We start from the raw sequence: 17,067 nt of genomic DNA, 5'->3' as shown, positions 1-17,067 counted from the left end.
TAGCCGTACAGACCGTGGTTATCGGGCCATTTAATGCCGAAGCGACACGTATGGAATGACAGAAAGGCGTTCTTCCTTTCTGATCAGTCCGTAGTGCTGCCGCCCGATGTATCCTTATAGATTGATTTTACTAAATAAATCGATCCATTCTAAAGAATAAAAGCAGCCTGAAGACTGCCTTGTTCCTACCATGTATAAAACCTCTCAACCTCGGAAATAATGACAATATTAATAATCCGAGGTGAAATCCATTGAAAACATGCAAAGACTGCAAAAAAAACAATGTTAAAGAGACAACGAATGGCCGTTGCCCTAAGTGTCATAAGAACTGGAATCGTATTTCTAAGAATATGGACAGGTACAAAAAATTCTGGGCTTAATAAACAATTTTATCTCCTTGTTTAACTGGAATCACCCGATACTGTGAATCTTTGTTGTAGTGATCCTGAAAGTGCTGAATAATATTAGGATGATTCAATGCCATTCGTAAAAGCATTTCAGCCATTTTTGTTTTTGATACATCACAGCTGACAGACAACTTTTTCAGCTTATTATGCGTGTCCTGATCCAGTGCAGGATTCACATTGATTTTTTTGTCGGATCTTTCTTTGCGTGTTCGATGGTTTCTCAAATCTAATTTGATCACTAACCACTCCCCCTTTTTTGAACAATCACTCGTCCAGAAAGCAAAATAGCTCACTAAAACTTTTAAAGATTAAATGTTTTAAAGTTTTAAAGTCTTATGCTTTTAATTTATTAAATGCAGCAATCCCAAGGTTTAGACCTCCCTCAACCTAAAAACAACCTCCTTCACGGTCATTAACCGGTAGAAAGAGGCTATTTTTGTTCTTGAGGGGGGCTTTTTCCAATAATGCCCTAGAAAGCATTTGCTTCAGCAAATGGTTACCTTCCTCCCAGGAATCGACTTTCAAACGATTTTAAAAGGTTGCGATAGCAACTTGAAACAGGCTCGATGCCTGTTTTATTCAAGAAAAAAACGGATGTTTTTTTCCTCCATTCGTGAAGCAGCACCAGCTGATCAACTGGCGCGCTCCTGTGCTTGTGATTTCATATGTTACTTACTTTTCTTCTGTTTTTTGCTCCCATGATTCTCCTAGAATATAGTCTGATGCTTTTTGGGCTTGCGATGCAGCTTGTAATACTAAACGACTTTCTTTCTTTAAAGCTCTAAGCCATGAATCAATATAACTAGCGCTATTCTCTATCGTACTATTATCAATTCCTGCAACCCCACACAACATCGCCGCTCCCATTTCAGCAACTAATTCTTCTTTTGAATAAACTTCATCCCCAAACGCAACGCCTTCTGTCGTGATGCCTGCACGTGCTAGACGACTCTTATGGCCTGTGCTGTGGACCATTTCATGAAACAAGGTGCAATAATATTCTTCAGGAATCTTAAAATCTTTAATTGGCGGACAGTTAATTCTATCCCACGTTGGATAATAAACTGCTTTACCGGACTGAAAGGTATAATCAGGGGCATTGATATAGCCTTTGAAAATTTCCTCTCCTTTTTCGATTGGGTCATGTTTAAACGTTTCATAGCTACTTTTACTTTTTAAGCCTGTACATTGCTTATTAATCTCCCAAACTCGATAATAGAAGGGTTTAGCAAAGGTCTTTTTTTCTTTCGTTTCCTCGTCTTCTTTCTCTTTCCAGAGCCAATAAACAATAATATGAGAATTTTTCATTTCTTCTTTTTTAATCCGTCCACCAGCTTCTAGAATCTGCTTCTTTGAAGCATACTCACCGGGCTCAACTAGAAAATTATTGATTCCTCGATATGGTTTTTGTGTTTTCCAGTTAACCGCGTTTGAATTTGACCACGGCTTGCGCCACGGGACAACACCCTTTTCTAATTTTTCTATGATTTTTTCTGTAATAATTTCATAAACGCTTTTCGCCATTTTCTTTTTCCTCCATTCTTGAAGTACCACTTTTTGAATTATTGGTTTGATGCATCTGCTCTCAACAATGATTCGTCTACTTTGAAGACCTCTAGCGTTAAATTTATTTGTCTAAGCGTGTTATAAGCTACAAGCAAATCTTCAATAAAGTTGATATCCGATTCGCCATTTATCACATGAACACTATCCCCTTCATACTGAATGACCTTATATATCTTGCTTAAAGCTGGCATAATGTCATTCCACTTGGTGTCTAAAGCCAATGGGATGTCATATCCGATAAATACAGCTTTCATTACCTTTCACCTCATTTGTTGTTTTTTAAGAGCAAATATTCAACCTTCTCTTCTAACTTTGTTACTGTCAATGATGATAAGTGCTAAAATGCCAGCTCCTACTAATAAAGTTGTTAACAATACTGTTTCAATCATTTTGTTTTCCTCCTTTTTCTTTTATCTTGGGTTTTCCCTTTTGAAGCCGAAGCGCTGATGTTCCCCAAAGGGGGATTATTTTTCCCCTTTTGCAAGGAGAACGAAAAACACGCATAGGCAATCGGTCAAGGGATTAGCACAAAAAGTTTTTTATGTTGCGCAGCGCTTTTAATAAAAAAGTTTTTTGCCCCTTGATCGATTGACTAGCCGTCTTAGTTTCCTGCCGGAAAGGTTCGGGTACCTACCGGCTGGAAACTTAGTCGGCTTGCGCTGTTTTACGATTCGGAAGCAAAAGGGAAAAATAACAATAAAAGAGCAGCCTTTTCGGCTGCTTTCCTTTTGATCTTTTATTCTTTTGATCTTTAGATTTTCGGTTCGTTCGGTATGGCGGCTTGCCGTAAATGGAACAGGAACCTACGGCATGTAGGCGTTAGCCGTACAGACCGTGGTTATCGGGCCATTTAATGCCGAAGCGACACGTATGGAATGACAGAAAGGCGTTCTTCCTTTCTGATCAGTCCGTAGTGCTGCCGCCCGAAGGATGTTTGTTTTATTCTTTCAGCAATTGATTCTCTTGAAACATTCGGAACATATCTTCTCAATTCATTAGAAGATCCACCTTTGCATACAGCTTTACACCTTCCTAAATATAGTTTTCAGCTACCTTTAATGGTCAGAAACTTATATTGGAGCGGTTTTTAGAATGATGCTTCAGCAACTTTCTAACAGAGCTTTACTGTATCATTGCGAAGCTATGATACAGTCGCCTTGTCGGGGGCTCGATGCCCCCAGCAAGGCGCATAGGTTTACCAGTATGTTTTACTTGCAAATCTTCTTTAGTTCACTAAAAAAAGGAGAAGGTTTCACCCTTCTCCTTTTTCTTAGAAGCTTGCCTTGATAGCTTCCACTAATACTGTTGCTATCGTTATGATGAAGCAGAATCCATAGATGATGATTGCTGTTGTTCTGATTGCTTCCTCTCTTACGTTATCAAGTGTCCAGATAATCAAAAACGTTGCTGCCCCCAAGATAATAATTGCTGTAAAGATTGTAGTTGCTAGTGCTGTCATATGTGACAACTCCTTTCTTTGTTTGACCACTCCGAATCTTTGCGACAAGGGCTGTCAAGGGGCTCGAAGTTTGTGTAAGTTTTTTGAGCGCCTTTCTCAAAAAAGTTCACAAAGTTTACGAAGCACAGCGAAGTACCCCTTTACTGCCCTTAGGAGCAAATGATTACACTTAGGAGAACAAAGAAGGATACCCTTCCGTCCGAGCGATTATTTAGCGATCATTCCAGCTAGCTGCATCAGCAGCTAACTGGAACTGAAGCACCGGTTCATTGCGAAGCTTTGAATCGGTCGGTTTTCGGGGGCTCGATGCCACCTAAAACCGCATTCATGCCCTTATTGCATTGGAGCAAAGCGAAGCAAGCGACATGCTTCCTGGCTTCAGCCAGGAAGATTCCATTGCTTTTGATCTTCAGGTTTTCGGCTCGTTCGGTATGGCGGCTTGCCGTAAAGGGAACAGGAACCTACGGCATGTAGGCGCTAGCCGTACAGACCGTGGTTATCGGGCCATTTAATGCCGAAGCGACACGTACAGAATGACAGAAAGGCGTTCTTTCCTTTCTGATCAGTCTGTAGTGCTGCCGCCCGAAGGATGTTCTGAAGGCTTTAAAATTGAACGTTGTTGAAGCCCTTATTCTTGAAGAAAACATGCAGCCTAAAGGCTACCTCGTTGTAAAAATAGAATGTATCCGGAAGCCCAATCTATATTTTCTTTATCACATATGACTTGAAAAATAAGAACAAATGTTTGTATAATAAATGAATTGAAAGGGGCGATGATCTTATGCTTCGTGATCGCGGAAAGAACAAGAAGTGGCTAGGGTTCTTCATGCCAGAACACATTAAAGCACTTATAGATGTTGAAACAGATTATCATAGAACACCTAGACCACAATTGGATGAAGGACAAATTGAAGACTTAGAACGACTTCTATCTGAAAGCTTAAAAGACAATATCTTACTAGAAATTATTACATGGAAAAACGGGTTCTTTACTTCAAGAATTGCGATAGTAAAAAAGATTGATCGCTATGACCAAAAAATTACTATTCAAGATGAATTAGATGCCGAAATAAAACTTGAATTTTATGATATTGTGGATGTTAAAGTGAAATAGAAACTTATTGCACAAACCAAAAAAGCCTATTGCAATGCCTTTAGGCTTGCGGAAAGATTCTTCAAGAATGGTTTAATAACATAGGAATTCACATATGTTCTGAAGCTACGTGGAAACCGCCGTGAAAGTAGAAACACAACTTTTTACCTTCTATAAAAAAACTGGATAGCCATGTTCGACTATCCAGCACATCTATGTTTTACTCGTTTTTTGTTGCATTATCATAAAATTTATTCAGTATGTATTTTAGTTGGGCAACTTCTTCACAGCTGATACCTTCAGCAAACTTATCATTAATTCCTTCCACTACAGGAACCAACAGTTCTCTTAACTTCATGCCTTTTTCCGTTAAATATAGATAATGAGAGCGTTTATCTTGTAAATTCATTTCTCTTCTTATGGTACCCCTTTTTTCCATCCCTATAATAATTCTGGCCAACGTCGTTTGATCCTTATCAATAAACTCTGCTAATTCTTTCTGTGTCATTCCTTTATCTTTTTTATCAAGAGCAGAAATAACAGTCCATTGTTCTGAAGTAAGACCATATGTTTTCATGATACTTTGAAAATAGCTTGTTAGTTTTGCATTTGTCCGATGAATAATAAAGCCTGGAATGTCGTGTAAATCATCCAAATCAACCTCACCTCTCGTATCATTATAAACGAAAGATAAGGCTCCATACATTACAATGGACCCTTAAAACTCTTGCATTTATTTTTCAGGTTCCGGTTCAGACTTAGATTTTTCTGTATTAATCTCTCTAAGGGCTTTCATGATTAGGAGCATATCTTCACGTATAAGAACTCTAATCATTTGGATGTTACAGCGACGATATTCCTCATGCAAATGGCGAAGTTCCTTCAAGAAAAGACGATACTCTTTGTCCATGTTGCGTATCTCCCTAAAAGAAATTATAAAGTCCCCTTTAGATACCCTCCTTTTAACAATCCTAACCAAACCTAACCAAACCTAACAAAATTTCCGCATATAAAAACCAATGCCTGTTAAGACATTGGTTGCTGTTTGTTCAATTATCTAGGCAAAGTAAACGTCACTGTTTTTCCTTTGTATAAATCTTTTCCTTCATCACCTATGAAAGGACCAAATGTTAAATCAAACTGCTTGTACAGCTCAAATTCATCTTTTCTAAACATGAAGACATGATATTTTTCGCCTTGCTCACCTGCCTTAATCTCTTGTGGTTCACGCGGTTCAACCATAGACTGCGATAATACATTTCCTCGATCTTTATCAATGGCCACTTTTGAATTGATGCCCCAAAGATCAAGAAGATCACTCGATTGGTTATCCAACTTTAATTTAACAGTTAAAGCAACAATTCCGGTATCTCCGAAGTTTTTAAATCTCTCTTTATTTGCTTCTGTCGGAATGACTTCAGCATATTGAACTCCTTCAAGGGTTACATTAATATCACCAATTTGTTGTGTTTCATTGATTCCTGACTTCTCAAAAATCATTTTCTTATCGGCTAAGTTATCTGTTGTCAGTTTATCAGGATAGATTGAAGCTTCACTCGCAACCTGTTCTTTTTGTTCACCGCTGTAAACAAAGTCATAAACACCGTGTCCCTGGAACATGCCTTTCATACTAAGGTCGTCCGCTGCGCCACCTTCGATAACAAACTTAGGTTTAACGGATTTTAAAGAATCAAATTCTGCATTGGTTAAAGTAAAAGATATTAAACCTGAAACTTTCTCACCAGCTGCAAAAGTATTTACTTCTGTTTCAGTTTTAGATTTAGGAAATTCTTCTTTAACGAAAGCTCTGTTCATATCACTTGAAATGAAATCTGATTCGCTGCTGACCTGTAATCGGTACATATTGTTATAAACAACTTTTTTATCCCTAGTGTTGTCTAAAGTCACTTTTGCAGTTACTACATATCCTTCTGTTTGGTCATCGAAAGAATACTTATGATCTTGATTCATTTCAGTTACCTTGACAATTTGATATTCGTCAACGGAAACGTTAAAACCATCCATCTTATGTACATAATTCGGTTCTTTATTAGTATAAATCACTTCTACATTACCTTCTGATTCTTCGGCAATATTCGGATTTAATTGTTCTCCTGAACTATCTGAAGCTGGTTCTTCTTTTTCTTCTGTTTCTTCTGAAGTTGTTTCTGTTTCTTCTGTTTTTGTCTTCGGTTCTTTTTCTTCTCCTGATGTTTTTTCCTCATTTCCACATGCCGCTAATAAAAGCATTGCTGCAGAAAAGAACGTTGCTGATAAAACTTTTGTTTTCCCCACGTTTTCACAACCTTCTTTCTTATGTAGTACCTCATTATTATATATGAATACAGACAAAATTCCTTATAATTTACAAAAAATTAGCATTTATTGTAACTATAAGTTCGATGCAAAATTCTAATTATCATTTATTTCCCGTTTAATCCTATAAATTGTATTTCTTGAGAGCTTGGTTTCCTGCGAATGTTGATTACAGTTTCACCAGTATTTAATAATCGAACTACTTCATCATGTTGCTTTGAAATAAAGTTTGATTAAAACACCTCATAAACCAGTAGTTATCGATAAATAAGAAGAATCCATTTTGAAAAAAAGATCGATCAAAATGGATTCTTTTCTAGCAGTTTTAAGTTATGGTTTTATAAAAAAGTTTAATTATTTTCTGCCTTCGATCTTCAACAATCGCGCCCTTTAGACAAATATAATCTTAAAGGGGTAAAGCTTCGCATCTTTTTTACAAACGTCGCGACTTTATTTTAGCCTGAAGCCGTTAAATACAAAGCCATTTTTTCTGAGCTGGCGCGAGCAAGATCAGAAAAAGAAGCGTTCTGTATCAAGGCGCAGCCGGATACAGTCGGTTGTAAGGGGTTCGATGCCCCTTACAAGCGCCAACCTTAGGGTTGTATCTATAAAAAAACCAATGCTTTTAAAAACATTGGTTTCTATCTCATCAAGATATTATTTTGTTTATATTTCTTTGTATTTCGGTTCTCATGATATTTTTCCACGAAGGAGCCGGTTCATTGCTAAACTGTAATAAATGAACTAACAAGTTTCTTAAATATGTAGGACCCTCGCTAAATTTACCACTTGTAAAAAGTGCTTCAAAGATATCAGTGAAATCTGCCAATGTAATCGGAACAATTCTAAGAGCTAGCGATGAATCATCGGATCGATACCAAATACCAATTCTAAAGGTTTCTGCAGTATTAGTATCAATACTATTTGCAATGAATAAACCATACACCATTTTTCCTTGGGCCGCGTAGTAATCAACGTAATTCGCCACATGTCTTCGCACCGGTTCCCCTTCCATCGCCTCTTGCCGTGAAGAAGCCGAGAGTGTCACCTCCGCAACGAACACAAAATCATCAAATTCAAATATCATATCAGCATCTCCACCAGCTGCATGCCTTACTGGTTTAAAGCTGCGGTCTACTTTAAATTTCCTTGCTTCCCATGGCAAATTTTCTAATGAATTGATGGCCAAGAAGGACCTCCAAATAGCCCATTCTAAATAAGCTGGTCCTTCTCCGCTAGGAATTAGTTGATTATTTCTCCTAGCTGAATTAGATTGCTGCAATGCTTTTAGATAAGCCAAAATATCTTCCCATTGAAACTGTTGTTCAGCAGCATACCTCTTCTCTAAAACATGTATCCATTGGTTTTCTAACTGTATACGTAACAAAGAAAGGTCCTGTACAGCCATCCTCTCTAAATCAGGTAAAGGTGGTATTGCTTCCCCGTTATCTATTAGAAGCTGGTATAAATTTAAAATAGCATGTATTGCTTCATTTTCATTATCAGTCGGTAAGGATGCTCCTATAGCCAGTTTGCTCTCATAGTCCTCATCAGATATCGCTACAAACGCTTTATTTAATATCTGTGTGATGATAGTCATTTTATGGGTTGCAAAACTTAATTTTGAAACCCCTTCTTCAGCAAATAATCCCGTCAATTTCAAATATCTCATATTTACATCTGCATAATCTCTCAAACTATCAGCATTCGCCCCAGTATTATTATTCTGAGCTGCCTGTTCTCTGAATGAACTATCAAAACGTTTAACAGACCCCATAGCATCCAAACGACCTTTTCTATACTCAATGATCTTTTCTACAACATCATCGATCGTATCCATATCATAATTTAAAATCACGATGGACGCCATTTCATTTTTAGAAATTACTGGTTCAGCACCTTTTTTACCTAAGCGATCAATCGTTTCAAGTACCATCCTAAGAGGATTAAATGGCTTTTCCGAATCAGCATAACTAAATTTATGTAATGGAGAAGGAATTTGTTGAATTAACAAAGCTCTCAAAAAACATTCCTCTTCTTCCGGTAAAGAATTAGAATGAATCAGTCTCCTCCCATTCTCAGTGACAGTATGTGTATCGTTGGATATGAAACCTAATCGAATTAAATTTATTCTCCATTTTCTTGAAATTGTATTATCCGTGTTGCTACGAAGAGCGATAATGCCCTGCTCATTAAGTACTTTTGCCATTCCAGCTTCATTTCTCTTGCTAAAGTCCCCATGGAACTCGGAATTTACAAGTACTTCTAAACCATCTTTTAAGCGTTGTGGGTTACGGACCCCATTATCTGCAATTAACCATGCCAAAAAACTCTTCCCCCTTAATAACCAACAAACAAGTACTCTTGTACTTTATTGTTATTATCGGTTATTTTGTGCTTTTGGTTACCAAAAGAGTATCTATGATCAACAGAAATAACATCTACATTTTTCTTGTGTTTGGCTAACAAAGCTAGCATTTCATCTTTTGTTGGTAGTGAATTAGATGAATAGGAGACTATCAGCACACTATCTTTATGCTTTTTAAATAACAAATCAAATGCATCATGAGCACCCTTTCTTGAACTAAAAGGGGTGGGGTAATTTTTGAATTTTTTTGTTTTAGTGTGCTCCTGAATTTCTACACCTTTCCAATCTCTGGCTAAACCTTCGACAAAGTGATACCTCCTAACATATTCATTATCAGAATGAGGGCTATAGTAAGGCGGATCAATATACACCACATCCGATTTATGATTAAAGGTTAGGGCATCACCATGACGTGATTTGTTAACTTTGCTGTTATCAAACACTGCATTATTAAAAATCGAAACGGCTTCCATAAAGTGATCGGAAAGAGTCATCTGAAGGTCCTTGCGTCCGTCATTATACTTATCTAATCCAACAAACGTAAAGATGCCTCTTGGCCGTCTTTTCATGCAAGCACGTACCAATGCTGATAAAGCAAGTGCCTCTTTTGTTTTATTTCTTAACTTAGGAACATTATTTCTGATCATATCAATGAATGTATTATCATCCTCATTAAAATAAATTCCATCAAAAGTCTCCGAAACAAAATTATTCGTATGATTTGTTGGAGTAATTAATTTTAAAATATCTAAATCATTTAACCGAATATTATTATTTTCAATTAACGCTTTACCGAACAAAGAGGAAAACTTCATATAATCATTTGTTAGTACTTGTTTACCCTGAGCTTTAAACATGTACGAAACAATCCCACTACCAGCAAACAAATCAGTTACCGATTCAAAGTCAAAATGTGATGCCACTGCCCAAATGTTATCGATTAAGTCTTTCTTGCTGCCCATATATCGGGTTGATGGATACAATTTTATTTGATCCGATAAAACCACTTTATCAGGTACAATTGTAATATTTTTTTTTGGTAGGACCTTAACCAAAACGTCCTCTCCCGTTCTCTTCGCAGCATTTTTATTTATATTTCTTCTTGTTTGATGAACACTAATCTCAAATTCTTCGTATAATTCATGAACCAATGGATGGTTGGAATTCGTAAGTAGAACATGACAACCTAATTCTTGTAGCCGTTTTACTTCCTCTGCCAGCTGAATATGATCTTCTTCATAAAATTGTTCTTTTGTATACCGTTTAAAATCGGAATATTGACTGATTGGTAAGTAAGGTGGGTCTAAAAAGATAAAATCTCCTGGTTCTGCACATTCCCTTAAAACTGTCTTATAGTCGCCATGAATAATTGTAGTATCCTTTAACATCTTACTTACTTCCAATAAATTGACTTCATCACAAATCCTAGGATTAGTGTAATTTCCAAATGGAACATTAAACTGTCCTTTCCGATTTACTCGATATAAGCCATTAAAGCATGTCCGATTCAAGTAAATAGTTCTAGCAGCTCTTTCCACGTTCGTCATGTTTTCAGTGTTTTTCGCTCGCAATGCAAGAAAAAAATCCTTTTCATTTGGATATACCTTTAACAGTGCTATAACATCATGAACATTGTCAGCCACTGTTTTATAGAGATTAACCAACTCTTCATTAAGGTCCGCAATTACAGCTTGTCCTGGCTTTAATGAAAAGAAATAGGCGCCTCCACCAAAAAAAGGCTCGATATACTTATTAAATGTTTTCGGAGCATTGTTATGTAGAAGGTCTAGCATTTGGGTTTTCCCGCCAGCCCATTTTAATATTGGCTTTGCATTTCTTAACGTTTTCTTGTCAGTTAGTAAATCTAAGTTCATGTTGTTCATTCCTTCTTTGATTTTTACAGCTTTATCGATTTTCACAAGGCAAAGTCATCCAATGCCCGATCGATCATATCATCACTAATTCCTATATACTTTAATGTAATGGATGGTGATGAATGTCCAAAAATTTTTTGAAGCATCGCTGCATCTTTAGTTTTTTGATAAAAGTGATAGCCGAATGTTTTTCTTAGAGTATGGGTTCCAATCGAATCTGTAATCCCCACTTCTTTGGCAGCATCTGTGATAATCTTCCATGCCTGAACTCTACTAATTGGTTGATCACCTTTTCTAGATGGAAAAAGATAATCTGAATCAGCCATATTCTTGATGTATTTTTCAATTTCTGTTTTTAAAACCAATGTCATTTTAATTTTCCTGATTTTTTTAGTTTTCTTTTCTCGGACTTTAAGATAATCCAGATATCTAACATCTAAAACCCTCAAACTAATAATATCGCTTATCCTTAAACCCGAATTTATCCCAAAAACGAACAGAAAATAATTACGATAAGATTGATGTAATAGCACTTCTTTCATCTCACTAATTTTGTCTCTATCTCGAATCGGTTCAACAGTATTAGCCCCAATTTTCCTTACATTCATACAGGGTCTCACTCCTATTGGAATTCATTTTACGTTAGATTAAATTTAACACAAAAAAGCAATATGTTATATTCGTTTTTAATAAAATCACAAAAACGACAAAAAACCCTTTAAATGAAAGGGTTATAACGTAAAAGAAGGAATTTAACATAATATCTATTTTGTTAGATTCATATTAAATTCAAAAGTTGAAATAAAAAAACAAGAACTATTTTTAGCCCTTGCCTTCAATAAAAACCAATTACATGTACTGACTTATTCAAGTTCACTGATTCCTCAACCTTGCTTTTAAAAAAACTGTCATTAATCTTTAGAGCCTCTATAATTTTCAGCATGTTATAAGGTCTTGCAAGACCTCTGACATAATCCTCCACACTTGAATCTTTATTTAACTGATAAAAAGAAGATAAGCTTTGACTTTCAACACCTATTTCCTTCGCTAACGCCCAAGCTGCTTTTTTATTTCTAGCAGAAACAAAATAATCAAGCCAATTCTGCATGTAATGCTCTTCAAAATAAGGCTTTAATTCTAGAACGAGTTCTTTTAAACGTGCAGTATTTTCAGCTTCTTGCCTTCTCCGTTCAGCTTCAACGGTCTTTGCATTTTCAGCACATTCAGGACAATTTATGATTACATACTCTCTAGATCTGTTCCAATCGTCCATTTCACCTACTTCTGTATAAGTACTTTTACCGCAGTTGCAAGGGTATTCTCTACGATACGTTTCTTCCCAACTCATTATTTCAGCTCCTGCTTTGTTCAACTAAGAATTATTCCTTTGTCTTTCGCTAGGATTACAGGGTTTTATCAAACTTTGTTTTAAATTATCAAACTTTCTTTTAAATCAACAGCATAAAAGATCCCGTAAATCCATAGTTAAAGAAAAGAAAAAATGCTTTATTTAGCGTGCATAACCCAAAGTCATTTTTAATCATTTTCCTTTGGAATAATTTTATATTGCCAAGTACTAGGTAAACTAATTTTGATTCCTTCTATAAATGCTTCAGCTGCTTTTACATTTTCAAAACTAATTTCCTTTTCTTCTCCAATAGCTGTATTTTCAAACTCCATTTCCTGACCTTTAATATCGAACACCTTAACAATATATTTCAACATTTTCCCCCTTCCTTTCGTGAACAACCCTTAATGAACAGTTTCAACCTTGATTTTACTGTATTTTCAAATGTTCGCATAGGATATACTCAAAATGAACAAAAAAAGTTTATGGAAGCACTTTCCAATTAATAGAATAATAGTTAAGATAAATAAAAAGACGTTAAATAGAAGGATTGAATCTAATGCGTGAAGTATATTCGAATATCTTATTGATTTTAGGGTGGATTTTTTTAGTCTTTAGCATTTATTTATTTTTATGGACTTTTATTGAAATAAGCGCAATTTATATCGGTATTGGGGTTCTTATTTTAGGATTGCTTTCGCTATTTTTCTCAAAAAAAATTCTTAATCAGTCAGGAAATTTCCTTTCCCTTTATGATCGATAACAAAAAAAACGCTCCCATTGGGGCGTTTTAGTTTTTAATAAAGTGATAACTAATTAATGGATATTTAGGATTTTATAATTTTTATGAGCAACCACCGTTTTATTTCCTTCAAACTCTTGCCGCGAGTGGTTTTCTATAATATTAATGATCACCGAATTTTCATTTACCTTTTCAACTCTTCCTTTTATACCAGTTTTAGATATGATTTCATCACCTATATTCGCTTTCAAATCATTAACCTCCTTCCAAAATAGAATAACCTATAAATTTACAAAAAATCCAGTGGTTAACATAAATTACTATGGGCAATAAAAATTATTATTTCTTTGTACATGAATAATCTCAAAAGTTTTATACAAAATAAACAAGGTTAAAGGTGAAATAACCTTTAGCAAAAATGGTGTGATCAGGAGGTTTTTTTAAAAATGACACAGAATAATCAGAATCAACAAGAATTTCAGCAAGCTATCAATGCTGCTCAACAAGCCCAGCAGGCTATTCAATCTGCTCAAGCTAGTGCAAATCCACAACAATTGCAACAAGCACAGCAACAGCTTGATCAAGCTCAACAACAACTTCAACAAGTTCAAAACCAAGCAGGGGCTCAAGCTAATGCACAACAACAGCAACAATTACAACAAGCTCAACAGCAGATTCAACAAGCTCAACAACAAGTTCAGCAAGCCCAAGCTACTGTTCAAGTACAACAAAATTCAGTTCAACAACAAAACCGTTATCAATAATATTTATCCCCTTCAAAGGGGATTTTATTGGACTATAGCCAAGTGGTAAGGCAACAGACTTTGACTCCGTGATCGTTGGTTCCAATCCAGCTAGTCCAGCCAAACTTTCACCCTAATAAAATTCCTTACATATAATGAATAGACAATTGTCCCAATTTCATATTTGCTACACTTTTGAAGCCACCGGTATAGGTGGTTTTTTATGATCGGTGACAATAAAGTTGTTTAATTTCAATGCTATAAACTCGCATAACACTGTCCGTAATATGGGCGGAGTTAAATAAAGTTGTTTAATTTTCATGTAAAACACTTTTTCTATACCAAAAATAAAACAATAAAGTCTTTAAATCTAAAGGTTATACAACAATCGCGCCCGATTGTGGAAAACCCAAAGAGTAACAAACACCCTATCAGATAAATTCATAAAACGGATTCTCTGGTTCATCTTTTTTTAAATCCACATTATATTCACCAAGAAAATTGATGTGCTCCTATCCTAACAAATTTTATTTAGGACTTACATGTATGCCTTCACTCTCTCGCCAATCTGCATAAAGTATACGCTTTACATTATCATATCCATTGGTAGTTAATTGGTTATCTAACCACTGTTGATCAAATCCGAGTTCATGTAAATTATCCCCTAAAATTTCACCATCTATGATTAATGATGTTGGGAGATCTACTGGGCTTTCTGGAAGATTGAGATCTTGCTTGTCAGGTTTTTGATACTTGGATTTTAATAATATACTTATTTGCCCATTAGCTTCCAATATACCGTATTTGACTTCGCGAACTGAAAAAACATTATTTTGACGAAGTATACTCAAAACTTGATTTACATCCAATTTATTCTTTTTAAGTAACTTTCTGTCCATAACACCATCTCGAATGATGATGTTGGGATCGCCTAATAAGAGAGAACGTGTCGATTTACTTTTTAGAGTTATAAACTCTATCCCCAACATAAGAAGCGTCCACAATCCGATAGCATATAAAAAATGAAAAATCCTTACCTTATCTTCATAAATGGTATTTCCTAAAAAATCTCCAAGTACTAACACAAAAACTAAATGAAATGGGGTTAACTGATAGATGGATGTTCTGCCGGTTATGATAATGATAAAAAATAAAGTGGCAAAACCAACGATGACTTTGATCGTCAGTAAACCAATATTAACTTCTTCCAAAGTTTTTTCCTCCAATTTAAATTTTACTTAGGTGTAAGATCTTGAGGTTTAGATAAAGAGGCTAGTTTTAGTATTAAAGCTCGAGTTACAATTCCAACAATGATGTAATATAGGAATGAATATCTGTATCTCCACTCTAAATAATTAACAAGTTTGACCCACTCGCAAAAGGGTTCACCTATAAAAGCATATGTTAGTGCCATAATGATTTGGGCTAAAATAAAAGATTTCCATGTTCTAAAATATTGATATAACAACATGTAAGCTACAGGTACCATTGAAAAATCAAAAGGAAAGGCCCGAGGAATAATAGGTAGGAATGCAATTGGATAATCCCAAAACCTATATTGTAAGCCAACTACATCTAATAAGGTTGTTGTTATGATAATTATAGTACCAAACAACAAAATTTCTAAAATAATGTCTCGTTTAACGAGTTTAGCCCATATAACCCAAGGCACAACTAAAAAACCAACTAATATCCACCATTCCCAAGTTAAAAACTCATTTTTTAGCCAACCATTTAATTCTAAATGATAGAGCTTATCTTCTAATAAACGTATTTCCTTAAGATTTTCAAATATATTATCTATTGATATCACCCCTATATTTAAATTAAAAGGTAACAGATATTTTTGAATTCAAACTCTTTGAGCTGCCTTTTTAGTATTACCGTTTTTTAGTAATGAATTCCATCGTAAATAAGAAAAAAACCCATGTTGAAAGTTCTTCTAACACGGGTACATGCCCATTACTCCTTTTATTATTAAAGTCATTATTATTTTTATTCAGTAGATTTTGAACTCCTTATAAATTTCAGATGCCAGGGAAGCCAAAGCCGATGGAATAATCCCGTAAGAAATGACATCACCAACTCCAACTTTTTGGGGATCGGCCAGATGAAATATGTCAATTTGGTTCATACCCGAGTCAATCATCCATGTCAAGTAACCCCCAACACCAAATGTAATATAAATATCTCTCCAACTAATACGCTTGGGCATAAATAACATAAAAAGAATGGTTATAATACTGACAGTAATCGGATACCATACCCCTTTTGCTAATAAATCTAAATCTTTCAGAGAAACCAATTTTGAAATCATCCTTTATTTTGTTTAGTATGTTCCTTTATTGAATTTATTTCTTTGCTAGTTTTCTTATCTTGCCTATGTATTGCAACCAATACAATTGTTAGTATAAGTACACTAAGCGTATTTACCGTATATCCGTATATCTGTATATATACTTCTTTTGTGTAAATAAATCGAACAGCAAAGTATATTCCAAATAAGACTGATATATCGTCTTGTAAATCTAAGACTTTTTTAGACATGTACATACTCCTTTTTAAGCTCCAATTACAATTATTAACAATTTAAAAAGAAATAATATATGGTAAAACATCCCAATTTCTTCACGAATACGGATCATATGGAGCAGACATGTTCGATTTATCCCTCGGTGTTTTTCCGGGGGATAAATCAGGACATGTCGGATAAATCCCGATATGTATATCTGGATTTATCCATAACGTGTCACCTTACCAAACGAACAAAAGCCGGAGCGAGGTTTCCCCCGCCCCGGCTTCTTGCTACTTGCGGTGCTTCCCCTTCTTCTTGGGGTGCGTCCGGTGGAAGTTCCGAACTGCGTAAGCTGCGCTAATGCAGCTAGCAATCGTTGCGATTGCTTGGAAGATGATGTCCATGACACCTCCTTTCGTCGAAGGCGAAAGTTGCATGCCAGAAAGGGGCTTGTCAAGGCGGAAAGGAAAAAGATTTTATCACAATTTGGAGCTTGCGAGAAATTGTTATCAAATCTTTTGACGAGCCTTGACTAGACCCGTTGGCATGCTACGTTTAGACGACGAAAGGCAGAAATACAGTAACCACCGCTGCTTTTTATTCGATCGAAGATTGAATGCTTTTAAGCAGACATGT

General features: G+C 35.6%; 20 protein-coding genes and 1 tRNA gene. 3 read left to right on the top strand and 18 right to left on the bottom strand.

Annotated elements, in window-relative coordinates; genetic code table 11:
• Positions 1-376 precede the first annotated feature (376 nt).
• The 5 genes from CYJ36_RS22780 to CYJ36_RS22765 form a co-directional block, all read right to left on the bottom strand.
• Positions 377-646 carry a hypothetical protein gene (locus tag CYJ36_RS22780; protein ID WP_257962596.1) on the bottom strand — a complete coding sequence of 90 codons (270 nt, stop codon included), beginning with the start codon at positions 644-646 and terminating at the stop codon, positions 377-379.
• A 433-nt stretch (positions 647-1,079) separates the two neighbouring features.
• Complete coding sequence (locus CYJ36_RS22775) at positions 1,080-1,931, bottom strand: ArdC family protein (protein ID WP_070875700.1); 852 nt, start codon at positions 1,929-1,931, stop codon at positions 1,080-1,082.
• Positions 1,932-1,969: 38 nt separating this feature from the next.
• Complete coding sequence (locus CYJ36_RS22770; protein WP_070875699.1) at positions 1,970-2,227, bottom strand: hypothetical protein; 258 nt, start codon at positions 2,225-2,227, stop codon at positions 1,970-1,972.
• Positions 2,228-2,823: 596 nt separating this feature from the next.
• Positions 2,824-2,964 carry a hypothetical protein gene (locus CYJ36_RS24200; protein WP_219621155.1) on the bottom strand — a complete coding sequence of 47 codons (141 nt, stop codon included), beginning with the start codon at positions 2,962-2,964 and terminating at the stop codon, positions 2,824-2,826.
• A gap of 279 nt (positions 2,965-3,243) precedes the next feature.
• Entirely contained in the window at positions 3,244-3,432 is a 189-nt protein-coding gene (locus CYJ36_RS22765) for a hypothetical protein (RefSeq protein WP_070877848.1), read from the bottom strand.
• A 781-nt stretch (positions 3,433-4,213) separates the two neighbouring features.
• On the opposite strand from CYJ36_RS22765, the gene CYJ36_RS22760 reads away from it, so the two are divergent.
• Entirely contained in the window at positions 4,214-4,546 is a 333-nt protein-coding gene (locus CYJ36_RS22760; protein WP_070874357.1) for a YolD-like family protein, read from the top strand.
• Positions 4,547-4,745: 199 nt separating this feature from the next.
• Here CYJ36_RS22760 and CYJ36_RS22755 read toward each other — a convergent pair whose 3' ends face one another.
• The 9 genes from CYJ36_RS22755 to CYJ36_RS22715 all read right to left on the bottom strand — a co-directional run bounded on the left by CYJ36_RS22755 (position 4,746) and on the right by CYJ36_RS22715 (position 13,424).
• Positions 4,746-5,231, bottom strand: a complete 486-nt coding sequence (locus tag CYJ36_RS22755) for a MarR family winged helix-turn-helix transcriptional regulator (protein WP_070874356.1) — start codon at positions 5,229-5,231, stop codon at positions 4,746-4,748.
• Between the two features lie 27 nt (positions 5,232-5,258).
• Entirely contained in the window at positions 5,259-5,435 is a 177-nt protein-coding gene (locus tag CYJ36_RS23935) for a hypothetical protein (protein WP_175443455.1), read from the bottom strand.
• A gap of 143 nt (positions 5,436-5,578) precedes the next feature.
• Positions 5,579-6,820: a DUF5068 domain-containing protein gene (locus CYJ36_RS22750; protein WP_070874355.1), complete on the bottom strand. Its 1,242-nt coding sequence runs from the start codon at positions 6,818-6,820 to the stop codon at positions 5,579-5,581.
• A 670-nt stretch (positions 6,821-7,490) separates the two neighbouring features.
• Positions 7,491-9,167 carry an AlwI family type II restriction endonuclease gene (locus tag CYJ36_RS22745; protein ID WP_070874354.1) on the bottom strand — a complete coding sequence of 559 codons (1,677 nt, stop codon included), beginning with the start codon at positions 9,165-9,167 and terminating at the stop codon, positions 7,491-7,493.
• 14 nt (positions 9,168-9,181) lie between these two features.
• On the bottom strand, positions 9,182-11,128 hold the full coding sequence (locus CYJ36_RS22740; RefSeq protein WP_257962595.1) for a Dam family site-specific DNA-(adenine-N6)-methyltransferase: 1,947 nt from the start codon (positions 11,126-11,128) through the stop codon (positions 9,182-9,184).
• Positions 11,125-11,691, bottom strand: a complete 567-nt coding sequence (locus CYJ36_RS22735) for a site-specific integrase (RefSeq protein WP_070874353.1) — start codon at positions 11,689-11,691, stop codon at positions 11,125-11,127. The genes CYJ36_RS22740 and CYJ36_RS22735 overlap by 4 nt, the downstream gene beginning before the upstream one ends.
• A gap of 227 nt (positions 11,692-11,918) precedes the next feature.
• Complete coding sequence (locus tag CYJ36_RS22730; RefSeq protein WP_070874352.1) at positions 11,919-12,431, bottom strand: hypothetical protein; 513 nt, start codon at positions 12,429-12,431, stop codon at positions 11,919-11,921.
• 188 nt (positions 12,432-12,619) lie between these two features.
• Positions 12,620-12,805 carry a hypothetical protein gene (locus CYJ36_RS22725; protein ID WP_070874351.1) on the bottom strand — a complete coding sequence of 62 codons (186 nt, stop codon included), beginning with the start codon at positions 12,803-12,805 and terminating at the stop codon, positions 12,620-12,622.
• A 442-nt stretch (positions 12,806-13,247) separates the two neighbouring features.
• Positions 13,248-13,424: a DUF2187 family protein gene (locus CYJ36_RS22715; protein WP_070874349.1), complete on the bottom strand. Its 177-nt coding sequence runs from the start codon at positions 13,422-13,424 to the stop codon at positions 13,248-13,250.
• 195 nt (positions 13,425-13,619) lie between these two features.
• On the opposite strand from CYJ36_RS22715, the gene CYJ36_RS22710 reads away from it, so the two are divergent.
• Together CYJ36_RS22710 and CYJ36_RS22705 are read left to right on the top strand one after the other, a co-directional pair.
• Entirely contained in the window at positions 13,620-13,937 is a 318-nt protein-coding gene (locus CYJ36_RS22710) for a hypothetical protein (RefSeq protein ID WP_070874348.1), read from the top strand.
• Positions 13,938-13,965: 28 nt separating this feature from the next.
• Positions 13,966-14,039, top strand: a tRNA-Gln gene (locus CYJ36_RS22705).
• Positions 14,040-14,443: 404 nt separating this feature from the next.
• Here the strand turns inward: CYJ36_RS22705 and CYJ36_RS22700 are convergent.
• The 4 genes from CYJ36_RS22700 to CYJ36_RS22685 form a co-directional block, all read right to left on the bottom strand.
• Complete coding sequence (locus CYJ36_RS22700) at positions 14,444-15,127, bottom strand: DUF421 domain-containing protein (RefSeq protein WP_101569473.1); 684 nt, start codon at positions 15,125-15,127, stop codon at positions 14,444-14,446.
• A gap of 23 nt (positions 15,128-15,150) precedes the next feature.
• Positions 15,151-15,729 carry a CBO0543 family protein gene (locus CYJ36_RS22695; RefSeq protein ID WP_101569472.1) on the bottom strand — a complete coding sequence of 193 codons (579 nt, stop codon included), beginning with the start codon at positions 15,727-15,729 and terminating at the stop codon, positions 15,151-15,153.
• A gap of 186 nt (positions 15,730-15,915) precedes the next feature.
• Positions 15,916-16,233, bottom strand: a complete 318-nt coding sequence (locus CYJ36_RS22690; RefSeq protein ID WP_219621154.1) for a hypothetical protein — start codon at positions 16,231-16,233, stop codon at positions 15,916-15,918.
• On the bottom strand, positions 16,230-16,463 hold the full coding sequence (locus CYJ36_RS22685; protein ID WP_101569470.1) for a hypothetical protein: 234 nt from the start codon (positions 16,461-16,463) through the stop codon (positions 16,230-16,232). The genes CYJ36_RS22690 and CYJ36_RS22685 overlap by 4 nt, the downstream gene beginning before the upstream one ends.
• Positions 16,464-17,067 lie beyond the last annotated feature (604 nt).

Origin of the sequence: Bacillus sp. UMB0893, assembly GCF_002858905.1 — a bacterium.
Taxonomy (GTDB): domain Bacteria; phylum Bacillota; class Bacilli; order Bacillales; family Bacillaceae; genus Bacillus_P.
The sequence above is the reverse complement of the archived record's forward strand: the minus strand, read 5'-3'. Positions and strand labels throughout refer to the sequence as shown.